Here is a 12,004-nt window from a genome sequence, read left to right as displayed (position 1 = left end):
GATATTTTCCAAGCTAGGTTTATGTATTTAAATATTTAGCTGATCATTCTGTCTTCATAAACCTTCATGCCTAACTATTTAATTCGGTAACGTAATGCGTTTAGATAAATTTATTTGTAAAAGTACACGATTAACAAAACTCCAAGCTTTAGCATTCATCGAATCCGGCGATATCACAGTAAATGATGTAGTGATAAAGAAAGTTGCAACACAAGTACATGAGAACAATACTATTAAATTTCACGGCGAAGTCTTAACACTGCGTCCTTTTCGCTATTTATTAATGCACAAACCCGCCAAGACTATTTGTTCTAATGTCGATGAATGCTATCCCTCTGCGCTTAATTTATTACTTAAAAATGTTACTGACCCTAACAATATTACCGGCTTTGATAATGTCTCAGGTTCAGGTATTTATAATGATGCTCAGGTTGAACAACTATCGGAATTACATATTGCTGGGCGTTTAGATGCAGATACAACGGGATTAATATTGATCACCGATGATGGACGGTGGACTTTTAATATCACCTTGCCAAATAATGGTTGTAAAAAAGTCTATCGCGTCGAGTTGTCCCGACCAATCACGCAGCAAGCAATCGTTCAATTTGAACAGGGAATTCAGCTACAAGGCGAAAAGCAACTAACGTTACCTGCTTCATTACAGATCATTAGCGAACGTGAAGTTTTACTGACCCTTACCGAAGGTAAGTTTCATCAAGTTAAACGAATGTTTGCTGTGATTGGTAATCGTGTTCAATCATTACATCGTGAACAAATTGGTGGTGTGACATTGGATGTTGCAGTGGGTAAGTGGCGTAATTTAACTGATTTCGAAATACAGTCATTTAATAAATCACAGTACTATAATTTAAAAACAGCAGACGTTCAAAATAATGGAAGCTTAAAACAATAAAAGTACAAATAATTGTTAAACCATCTCGGACTTGTCATACTTCACTCTACTTTTAACACTTAAGTTTTTTTGATACTTCTAGAATGGAAGATAATTTCAGTTATCCTCAGTTATTATAACTTTCAGCCTCGATGCTTGTATTCTTAACTGCGTTTTTGTGTCTTAGGTACGTTATAAATCAGATAAAATAGTCGTATCATGGGTTATTTGTGCTGTTAAATGGTTGTTTTATGAGTCAATTAACTCATTGTTTTAGTCATTTATGAGTTAGTTAACTTGATGATAAAGCTTTTTTAGAGTTAGTGTTCTCGTTGGGCGTCACATTGATATTTACATAGTTTATTAAAGGATCATCATTAAATGAATGATTTATATACACAAGCAATCACGGTATTTTTAGGATTTTTTGCCATCATGAACCCCATCGCTAATACTGCTGCTTTTGCAGGTTTGGCGGGCGATAAGCCAAAAGCTGAACAAATCAAAATTGCAGCTAAGGCACTTATTATCACTTTTATTGTGATTTTATCTTTTGCTTTACTTGGAAAAGCAATTTTTCACTTATTCGGTATTACTATTTCTGCATTGAGAATAACAGGGGGTATTTTAGTCTTTCTTGTCGGGTATCATATGCTTAATGGACATGGTTCCAAACTGCATTCAGCCGAAAACAATGATGAAGCTGATATAGCTGTATCACCTTTAGCGGTTCCTCTACTCGCTGGACCTGGCACTATTGCAACCGCAATGAATTACTCTTCATCAGGTGGATTAACTGGCATATTATTGACTATGTCCGTCTTTGCCGTGTTATGTATAATTACTTTTTTGTGCTTTATTTTCAGCTCTCGTATTTTAAGCGTTATTGGGAAAAGCGGGCTTAGCATTGTCACTCGATTAATGGGATTAATTCTTGCTGTGATAGGTATGCAAATGTTGATTGTTGGAATAACGGAAGTTATTACTACTATTAATTAGATATTCACCCATATGAATATGGCTCGAGTAATTATCTGCTCAAGTGCTTTGTCTGTTTAACTGGAGAGGGCGCTTGCCATTATTTTATAAGTCGTCGGGTTGTTATTAGTCATACGGTTTTTTATTAGTCATACGGGGATACGTCACTTAAATATTCTTGGGTCAAATGAAAAGTCTAATTGTTCGTAATCTTCTAGCACTTCTTGTATTTTAGGGTGATTCGGATTGATAACGTAGTTCTTATCCCTTGGGGATATAGTTGAGGGAACTTGTAATGCGGCATATTCAGGTTCGGGATCATTTAGAAACTGATCGCCAATTTCCTGCGTACTTTCACTGGCAGGTATGGCTCGCCATGTTGTAGGTAAATCTTCATGGTCTAATTTGGCTATCAACTCATCTGGCATGTCAATAAGGTATAAATTATATTGCTCTATCATGCTGGGTTCGTTATTAACATGAACAAATACTTCAAGGGAACATAGTGATTCTGATTCAGAAAAATACAGCGCCTCTGTTCCTTTTGAATTCCACCTGCCTCCAAATAACTTTGCGCCGGTTGGGTTAAAAGGTGTCTCGGCGTGTCTTTTTTGAGTAAGCCGGTACATTTTCATTAAGAGAATACGCCGTGTTCAACTCGACCAATAAGATCTTTTACTATTTCAAAATCAACGGTTGTTGATACCATATCTAAGGGTCTTTTTCCTCCTAGCCCATAAACACTTTCTCGCATCCATTGCAGTGCGCGATCTTCATCATTGAACAAGTCGGTTGCTAACTTTATTAGCATCGCCAGTCTATACATCGCATCACTTTCTTGTGTGTTGAAACGCTCGTCATTTTTTAATCTACGTTTTATGGTGCTAAGTGGAATATGCGTGACGTGATGGAACTCGTTTTGAGATAAATTAGTTCGCTTGATAATGTTTCTATAAACTTTGGGTTTAAAGCCTTTATGCACTGCGTCAGTACGCACTGTATTCGCATCTTCAATACCAAGCGTAAACCAAAAATTTTTCTTATAGGTTTGTTTGGGTTTGAAACTTTTCAATTCAGCCATTGCCATAAAAACCTCCTTTAGACCATATGGTCCTATCATTATGGTTCAAATGAGCCATACTTTCAACTGTTCAATAATTAAACTTTATTCGCTGTAAGCAAACTAGGTAAACACTAAATTTTGTATGGCTGTTTGCGTTAAAATATTGAACCAATAACCCATCATAGGTTCAATATTATCTTCAGCCTGCTCTGCTATTTTCTATCAGCATTTAATTTAAGTATTGTTAACAGATGTAAGTACAAAGTCTAAAGCAGCTTTTATTGCGGCTACTTGAGCGTTATTACAATCTTGAGCAGTTGCTTTCTCACTGTCAGGGTAAACTTCAGTGGTGGTTGTATATCGGGCATTCGTGATACCACCACATAATCCTAATTGTTTAACAGGATAATAGATAACACCTTCAGCTTCGGCTTTAGAACCTATGATCTCACCTTGCTCGTCGGCAGGTGCAATATGTGTTACTTGTTTAACAGCTTCAATAATGGCCGCTTGAAAATCAATTTGTTTGTTAGCTGAATCGCCGACTAAATAAAAACCATCGGGAATGGTACCGGCTATATAATCTTCACCATCTCGCGCTGCTAAAGCGGGTCTAAATTCACTTTCATCTGAATCTGTTGTTTCATGCAAATCAATGTGGAGCAGTATTTCACCCTGTAACTGTGCAATATATTGCATGGCATTACTGGCTTCTTCACTTGGGCTATTGCTTACAAACGAACGATTAGGATCGATTGCGTAGGGGTTCCAGCGAACAATGTGTTCGTAACCCCATGGGCTGACACAGGGTAACACCACGATATTAAAATGGTCGGTATAGTCGCTCGCAATGCTTTGTAAAAATTGTATCGCACCATGAACACCACTGGTTTCATAACCATGTACTCCTCCCGTCACTAAAATAATTGGCTTGTTGTTATGCCATTGTTTATTAGTGAGTGCATACAAAGGATAACTGTCAGGATCAATTGTTAATGCACCGTATTGCACAAGTTCAAAGTCAGTGGAGAATTGCTTTAATAAAGTGACAACTTGTTGTTGATAAGAACGAGATTTTACACAACTATTTGCCCATTGCTGTTTTTCATTAACAGACCAAGCAACTCCTGCTTGTCCGATCGGGTAGAATGTATTTGGTGACATGTATTTTCCTCTTAGATGCTTAAAAACAGAGTAAACTGAATTTGCTAGCAATATATTTGTCTGTTCTCTTGATAGTACAACTGATAATACAAACAATAGTACAGCAATCTTGAATTCAATGAGTAAGTTCAGAGATTATACCCTTATTATTGAGAGACTTAACTGTTGTTGCTGTTGTTATTATTGAAATTTTATTCAGCAAGGAACCGTATTTATGTACTATGGAGAAAAGTTAAACAGTATCACTCACCTTGTTGGGGCTATATTAGCATTAGTCGGTTTCGGGTCCTTGTTAACCATCGCTTTTGAACAAGCGCATTGGCGCATAGTGGTGAGTTATGTTGTATTTGGGTTAACCTTAATTATGCTTTATACCATGTCTACTCTGTACCATAGTTTACAAAGCGTTAAGCTAAAAAAAATATTCCAAGAGTTAGACCATGTTTCAATTTATCTGCTAATTGCAGGTACCTACACACCTTATATGTTGCTCTCTTTAGAAGGTGATGGAGGCATGTTGATGTTAGGGTTAGTCTGGGGACTTGCTGTCATTGGTTTGGTCATTGATGTATTGATTGTGAAACGTATAGAGTGGTTGCAAATCATTATCTATTTAGCCATGGGATGGATATGTGTTTTTAAATACAGTAGTTTGCAAAATGCTATTCCAGGGCCTGGCATTACTTGGTTAACGGTAGGGGGGATAGCTTATACAGTGGGTATTGTGTTTTATGTATTGGATGACTTTGATAAGTTAAAACACGCGCATGGTATCTGGCACTTGTTTGTTTTAATGGGCTCATTCAGCCATTTCATATCTATTGCTTTGTACGTCAGGTAGTTGTATTCACCTTAAGTCCGTTTAGATCGTCTTAAGAAAAAGTAGATCGCCTTTGAAATCCGCACGTAAAGGAAACTGACATGCAAAGTGATCTACGGGTATCGGAAGCTTAATCTGTGCTTAAATAACCATCAAGCAGTCATTGATTGATTGCTTGTATTAATGACTTTGTGACGTACAGAGTTTAGCTTGTATTTTTTCTGATATAAGAAATCTAACAACTCAGACTTAAGGCGTTTAAAGTGTACATTTTCAGATAAACTCATTCGTTCGCGAGGGCGTGGTAAGTCCACTATCACTGATTCACCAATGGATGCACTTTGTTCGTCCGAGATGACTATGATTTTATCAGATAATAATAATGCTTGATCAATATCCTGAGTAATCAATATCATCGAGTTATTAACTGTTTTATGTATATCCATTAAAGCATTCTGCATATCGGCTTTGGTTATCGCATCTAAACATGAAAAAGGCTCATTCATTATTAAGACTTTAGGTTGCATAGACAATGCATGTGCAATTGCAACGCGTTGTTTCATCTCCTCAGACAGTTCATTTGGACGTTTATGCATGGCATGCTGCATTCTCACCACAGTAAAGTTGTATTTTATCCATTGTTTTTTCTCTGATTTTTTCATGGAATTGGCAAATACTTGTTCAACGGCTAATTCAACATTCTGATAAGCGGTTAACCAAGGTAATAAAGATTGTTGATCAAGTATTACCGGAAGCTTTGTACTAGGAACAAAAGCTGTTTCAAATGTCATATCGTAATCAGGGTTGTAAGTTTTGTTATCTATTAATAATGGGTTGTAACTCGTTATCGAGCCATGTTTAATTAGGGTGTTTAATATCGATGAATCACAATCTGAGTGGCCTATTAGTGATATAAATTCACCTTTTTTTATTGTAAGGTTTGCTAATTTGGTAGATGAATAACTCGGACTGCTGAAGGTTGTATCAGTGTTGTTGATAGCGTTATTGTTATTATTATGGTTTGTGACGTTATCGATATTATTTAAAATGCTCATGAATTCCTCCTTAATTTGACCAAACAACGCGTATTAATATACTTTAATGCTCAAGGCTTTATAAACGTCGTTATTATTTAATATGTAAATGTCATTGTATGGATGTTGCTTAATGTCTTACCATTGAGCCCTTACAATTTATTCACTATCTTCATTAATCGGTATGCAGTCGCTAAGGTGATTAGCTGTCTAACCAAGTATAAATATCCATTTGTATTTTTTTAATATTCATTGTTATTTTTTTAATACCAACGGGTAATTTAGACTTGATTATTAATGTCCGTATTATCTACATTCGTTATTGGCTATTTAACGCATTATGTTATTTCGTTATAGCAGATTGGATATAGCAGGATAGGTGCCAAGAGTAGAAATGTAATTATTATCAATTACTTGCTGTTTTTTATAAGCATCATTACTGGTTTTATTACCGAGTAATTGCACCAAAAAAGAAAAACATTGATTAATCGCACTGAGAAGGTGCTAGTAAAGTTGAATTAGTCGTCGCGGTGATGAGTAAATACCATCAAAAACAGAGTGAAGGCTATTAAAACTACTTTGAAAACGATTAAAGCTACTGTGAAGACAATTAAAACTATTGTGAGGACAATTCAAACTCAGCTTTTCATTAGAAGTGATTTAGTGTTCTGTTATGAGGTGAGTAAACATGAGCTTGAGAATACAAAAATTGAAGAGAATAGAGTGAGATAAAACCAGCTAAACACATATTGACAACATTATGCTTAGCAGATTTTTAATAAGAAAATAACGCTAAAAATGATAGTAGTTATTCTTTATCTTGCTTTTCTTGTTGTTCTTCTTGTTTCTTTTTATCTTCTTCATGACCCGAACCGCCACATCCACCACAACAACTCATATTTTATCTCCAGTTTGTTTAAATTTTATTTAGTTGAAACAACTTAAGGTGTGCTTCTTACCTTATAAGTCCTGATCTAACGTGCTTTAGGGCGCAATAGAATAGGTGTGTAAATGACAACAAAACAGCCAAAACCAACTATCCATAAAGCCACGGTAAGTGATAGCACGTGGCTATAGTTGGCAATAAAGTACAGTCCAAATACGCGTACTACAAAGGCTAATATGATCGCGATAAATGCGATACTCATGGTTTTTCCAACTGCGATTATTCGTCCCGTATGACCTAGCGAAACGCGAGAGATCATGCTCAAAATCATTGTTGCCATTGCGCCGATAGTAAGCGTATGGATAGCTTGAGAATGACTAACTAGGTAGGTGATTTGTGATAAACCAAACATTAAGAGTCCAATCACGATACACCAATAACTAATATGGAGTGACCATACTAAGGGAGTTGATAAGGTCACTGAAAACTTCCAACGGAATACACGTATTGCATGTATGACGCTGGTGGTAATAAATAACACTGCAACCAATAGACCAGGGACATCAATCAATGTTGATGTTGCTAATGCAGCAACGAAAATGGTAATTAGTATGCTAATCAGTGATAATTTTTCCAATAAGGGCAGTGCATCTACACGCGGGGTTTTTGTTCCATTGGCAGTGAACATAGGGAAGACTCTACCGCCCATAATACACATCACTAAGGTAATTAATAACACCATAAAGGTAGCAGCCTGTCCCATCAGTATTGGATTGTTAGTGATGGCACTGTAATGTGTGATCAGGTTAGTAATGGCCATGATCAGTAAAATAGGAATAAACATTAAATTCCGCCACAATTTCGTTTTAACGATAGGTATCGCTAAAGCTAAGGCAGATAATGGTAAAAATAAGGCATCTAGGGTAATAATTAATGTGTGCGGTAATTGATCTGGGAAAAAGAATGCAATACGCGCTAATAACCATAAAATGACTAGAGCACCTAACCCTTTACCATGCAAACTGCGTACACCACTCCAATTTTGCACTGCGGTTAACAGGAACCCAACAATAACCGTGGTCGCGAAGGCAAATAACATTTCATGCATATGCCACCAAAGACTACCTCCAAATAACCTAATGTTTAGATTACCGGTTAATATTCCATTCCAAACAAGTAAGCTGATCATGCTAAATATGGCTGCAAATAAAAATAAAGGACGAAATGCAAATTCCAGAAAAGCAATGGGTTGATTAGCCGCACGGCTATTATCATTTGGATCTGTTATTTTAATCATGGTATATCACCGTTAGTATTTTCTTGTTAATTGTAATTTATTGATTGAGAGTTAATAACTTTTCAAACTCGCTAGACAGCTTTAAATAGTCTTAGATAACTTTAATTGCTAACAGATCAGCTAACTTTCCTTGTTGTTTTGGTCCTACAAGGTCACTCAATGTATAAGCATCTAAGGTAGAAAAAAAGTTCTCTTGTGCTTCTGCAAAAATATTTTTCAATTGGCAACTTGGTGTTATCACACATTGGTTGTCAGTCCCAAAACACTCCACTAGTTTATTTTTGTCTTCTATTTCACGTACTAATTGCCCAATGTTGATTTGCTCAGCAGGGCGATTTAATTTTATGCCGCCATTTTTTCCACGCGTTGCTAATAAATAACCCTGTTGATTAAGTTGTTGCACAATTTTCATCAAATGGTTTTTTGAAATACCGTAGCTGTTGGCTATTTCGCTAATGGTCGCTAATTGCTCTTGATGGATTGCTAGATAAATCAAGACACGTAATGAATAGTCGGTATAACGCGTAATATGCATATAAAAACCTATAAGACTTAAAGATGTATTTATTTTACATCTTTAAGTCTTACTGTAAATATTTATTTTCATGAAACGTTTTAAAAGAAAAATTTTAGGGAGTCATTTTTAATTAGATAGGTGTAAACAAGTACTATTAAATTAACTCATTTGATATTTGAATATTAATTTGTTGCTAATCAAGATGAAAAAATAAGCAAGTAGGAGTGTGCTGCTTTTATTGACCTGAATATGAACAGATAACGGGTATAAATTTATAATTGCCTACTGTAGAATCGCGTCTTTTCATTTTTTGCATGACTAGGAAATATAATGCCATCTGATTTTATTGGAATTGATTTTGGGACAAGTAATTGTGCCGTAGCCGCACTTGTTAACGATCAACCTACCTTGATCGTTGTCGATGAAAACAGTGACAATCCTTACAAAATACGTTCTGCTATTTATCTTGCACATGATGAGTCTGGCGCTGATAGCCATGATGCTAAAGCAAATGAACAAACACTCAACGAAATGTTAGCTGCGGGCGAAATTTTATTTGGGGAGCAGGGCTTTAATGCTTTTTTACAAACTCCGCATGAAGGGCGTTATGTGAATAGCCCGAAGAACTTCTTAGGGGCTAAGATACCGAAACGTTTACTAGATAGCTTTGAAACTTTAGTGGTACGATTTCTTTCCTATTTAAAAAAATGCGCAGAGAAACAACTCGATATAAGTATTAATAAAGTTGTCATTGCGCGTCCTGTGAATTATCACTCCACCATGGGCGAGTTAGGCAATAAGCAAGCCGAAGCTTTAATGTTGCGTGCCGCAAATAAAGTCGGATTTGTAGAAGTTGAATTTATTCATGAACCTTTGGCTGCTGCTTATCACTTTGAACAGAAAATACAGAAGCCTACACAAGCGATGGTGGTGGATCTCGGCGGCGGTACATCCGATGTTACCTTCTGTTTATTAAGTCAGGAAAATGCTGAAAAACTAGATCGTGACGAAGATATTCATTCAACACAAGGTATTCGCCAAGGTGGAATTGTTTGCGATAAATTATTAGCTAGTGGCATTGTTTCGCCTCTATTTGGACGAGGTGGACGCACTGATAATGGAAAAGCGATCCCTAATATGTTGTTCTCTGGGGTTTATGACATTGATAATATTCCATTGATGAGTGACTTTTACTCACCAACACGAAGCAAATCAATCGCTGAATATATTTATCAAAGCCAAGACCCATTGCCTTTAATGCGCTTGCAACGAGTACAAAAACAACGACTGACGCATCAATTAATGCATGCAATAGAGTTGTCTAAAATAAAACTGAGTGATAAACAACAAACACAATTATCATTATCGTTTATTGAGAGTACATTGCATTTAGATATAGAGCGCGAACAAGTTGCTGAAACTATGGATAATTGGCTTGATAAAATGTTTGTGATGATTGATGACACAATAAAACAAGCACAAAAAACACCTGAAATAATCTATTTAACGGGTGGCATGGGGTTATCTCCTTTAGTTCAACAAGCACTCACACAGCGTTTCCCTGATGTGGATATTTCTGTCGCTGATGCATTTAGCTCAGTTGTATTTGGTGCACTATTAAAAGCAAAACGTTTATTTTCTGGAACTAGTCAGAGCGTTGCTATTTAAGCCTATTTGTTCGTTGAAAAATGCTCATTTAAACGACTAAATCCCGCTTTTCCTATTGAGCTAAGCATAAATAGCTTAACTCTGAGCATTTACTATTTATTTGCTAAACTTCACCCGATTTTAATACGGTGCAGTTTAGTTACTATTTTATTAAGTGATACTTTTTCTTTGAATGATCAACGTCAATATTAAATACATTGTCTTAATGTATACCTTTTAGGTAGTTTTCTTATACTTAATTAGTATATTTATATTATTTACATTAATTAATGACTGTTAATTTTTGTTACTATCCAATAGTAAAAATTCGAATTGAAAATCAAATATTATATAAGGTTGATTGCTTGTTAACGAATTCATTAATGTAATTAGTGAAGCAGTAAATAAAGCAATAAGTATTGTTATAAATTTGTAACTACAGTTCAACGAAAATAAATACTTAAAGAAATAAGTAAATAAATAATTTAAAAGTTAAGGAATAACTATGAAATTAACGCACTGGATTGCACTAACCCTTTCTGCTGCCATGATGCCACTTGCATCGGCAACGACGATTACATTTGATGATTTAAGCAACGGAGACATTGTTAATAGTCAGTATAGCGCCCAATATGGCGTGACTTTTAACGGTACTAACGTCGCCAGAAATACAGATAATGTAGCTGTAGCGTTTGATACATCACTACTTAATACGCTAGATCCTGATTTACAATCTCCATTTATTAATGTTAATCAAATTAACCAACTTAATTTGGGCATCGCTAACCCGGGAAATGTATTAATCATTCATGAAAATGAAGCGTCTTGTAATGCAACTTCTTGTGCTAATCCAGATGATGAAGGAAAGCGTCCAAGTGGTTTTTTTAGTATTGATTTTGAAAATAGTGTGACACTAAACAGCTTAGATTTTTTTGATACTGAAAAAGAAGAAGCGACACAAAATAATGCTATCCACTTATATGGTTTAAATGGTGTTGAAATTAACCCTGGTCAATTTAATACACTCGGAACGGGTGGAGATAATACTTGGGACCGTTTAATCTTTGATATTGCTGACGTTTACTCTGTTGAGATACATCTTAACGGTTCAGGAGCGATTAGTAACCTTGATTTTACGGCGACTGCTATCCCTGAACCCTCTACTTTTGCTGTTTTAGGTTTGGCGTTATTAGGATTTGCTGGTGTGTCGCGCCGTAAAACTAAATAAGCTAAATAAACTTAAAACTAATTAAAAACTAAGCTAAATCAGACATTAGAATCTTGTATCTACAAACTATGAAGTACAAGGTATAATATTAATAACAAAAGGTCACTCAGGTGACCTTTTTTGTTTTTGCTATTTAATGCCACTCTTTTAACACAGAACCTTTCTGTTATTAGACCTTTCTCTTATAAACCTTTTTTATAATACTAATACAAATTTAACCTGTATCTAGCTAAAGCTTGCCTGTCCTATACCCCTCAATATTATTACTCTTTCAACACTAAAATTGGTGCGCCCAGCGTCTTCTATAATTACATAATATTGTGCATAACATTGGCTACGAGTAAGTTAGATATTTAAAAGGGCGGTTACTGACACATATAGCAAATTATAATGGGTAGGATCCCGCCCATTTGTTTTTTATTAAACCTTTTAAGAAACACTTCTTTAACATACATCGCTTGCTATCACTGAGTTT

At 35.7% G+C, this 12,004-nt stretch carries 11 protein-coding genes; 5 read left to right on the top strand and 6 right to left on the bottom strand.

From position 1 onward, the window contains the following. Positions 1-94: 94 nt before the first annotated feature. Both MT390_RS03370 and MT390_RS03365 read left to right on the top strand, forming a co-directional pair. Complete coding sequence (locus tag MT390_RS03370; RefSeq protein ID WP_499439603.1) at positions 95-916, top strand: pseudouridine synthase; 822 nt, start codon at positions 95-97, stop codon at positions 914-916. Between the two features lie 360 nt (positions 917-1,276). Next, on the top strand, positions 1,277-1,894 hold the full coding sequence (locus MT390_RS03365) for a MarC family protein (RefSeq protein WP_499439601.1): 618 nt from the start codon (positions 1,277-1,279) through the stop codon (positions 1,892-1,894). A 143-nt stretch (positions 1,895-2,037) separates the two neighbouring features. Here MT390_RS03365 and MT390_RS03360 read toward each other — a convergent pair whose 3' ends face one another. From MT390_RS03360 to MT390_RS03350, 3 genes are all read right to left on the bottom strand, one after another. Beyond that, a complete protein-coding gene (locus MT390_RS03360) occupies positions 2,038-2,508 on the bottom strand; it encodes an RES family NAD+ phosphorylase (protein ID WP_499439599.1) in 471 nt (156 codons plus the stop codon). Next, entirely contained in the window at positions 2,508-2,960 is a 453-nt protein-coding gene (locus tag MT390_RS03355; RefSeq protein ID WP_166371430.1) for an Xre family toxin-antitoxin system antitoxin, read from the bottom strand. The genes MT390_RS03360 and MT390_RS03355 overlap by 1 nt, the downstream gene beginning before the upstream one ends. A 210-nt stretch (positions 2,961-3,170) precedes the next feature. Continuing rightward, the gene (locus tag MT390_RS03350; RefSeq protein WP_499439597.1) at positions 3,171-4,100 is read right to left on the bottom strand and encodes a M14 family metallopeptidase; all 930 of its coding nucleotides are present in this window, start codon (positions 4,098-4,100) and stop codon (positions 3,171-3,173) included. A 214-nt stretch (positions 4,101-4,314) separates the two neighbouring features. Here MT390_RS03350 and trhA point away from each other — a divergent pair, with 214 nt between their 5' ends. Beyond that, positions 4,315-4,941, top strand: a complete 627-nt coding sequence (trhA, locus tag MT390_RS03345; protein ID WP_166371434.1) for a PAQR family membrane homeostasis protein TrhA — start codon at positions 4,315-4,317, stop codon at positions 4,939-4,941. A gap of 131 nt (positions 4,942-5,072) precedes the next feature. Here the strand turns inward: trhA and MT390_RS03340 are convergent, their stop codons facing one another. The 3 genes from MT390_RS03340 to MT390_RS03330 all read right to left on the bottom strand — a co-directional run bounded on the left by MT390_RS03340 (position 5,073) and on the right by MT390_RS03330 (position 8,672). After that, entirely contained in the window at positions 5,073-5,975 is a 903-nt protein-coding gene (locus MT390_RS03340; protein ID WP_499439595.1) for an ATP-binding cassette domain-containing protein, read from the bottom strand. A 953-nt stretch (positions 5,976-6,928) separates the two neighbouring features. Then, a complete protein-coding gene (locus MT390_RS03335; protein ID WP_499439593.1) occupies positions 6,929-8,137 on the bottom strand; it encodes an NnrS family protein in 1,209 nt (402 codons plus the stop codon). Between the two features lie 91 nt (positions 8,138-8,228). Next, positions 8,229-8,672, bottom strand: coding sequence for an RrF2 family transcriptional regulator (locus MT390_RS03330; protein WP_166371442.1), 444 nt, complete (start codon positions 8,670-8,672; stop codon positions 8,229-8,231). A 312-nt stretch (positions 8,673-8,984) separates the two neighbouring features. Between MT390_RS03330 and yegD the strand changes: the two genes are divergently transcribed. Next, the gene (gene yegD, locus MT390_RS03325) at positions 8,985-10,322 is read left to right on the top strand and encodes a molecular chaperone (RefSeq protein WP_499439591.1); all 1,338 of its coding nucleotides are present in this window, start codon (positions 8,985-8,987) and stop codon (positions 10,320-10,322) included. A 484-nt stretch (positions 10,323-10,806) separates the two neighbouring features. Then, complete coding sequence (locus tag MT390_RS03320) at positions 10,807-11,529, top strand: PEP-CTERM sorting domain-containing protein (RefSeq protein ID WP_499439589.1); 723 nt, start codon at positions 10,807-10,809, stop codon at positions 11,527-11,529. Positions 11,530-12,004 lie beyond the last annotated feature (475 nt).

Origin of the sequence: Vibrio sp. 2-Bac 85 (assembly GCF_037546705.1) — a bacterium.
Lineage (GTDB): Bacteria > Pseudomonadota > Gammaproteobacteria > Enterobacterales > Psychromonadaceae > Psychromonas.
The sequence above is the reverse complement of the archived record's forward strand: the minus strand, read 5'-3'. Positions and strand labels throughout refer to the sequence as shown.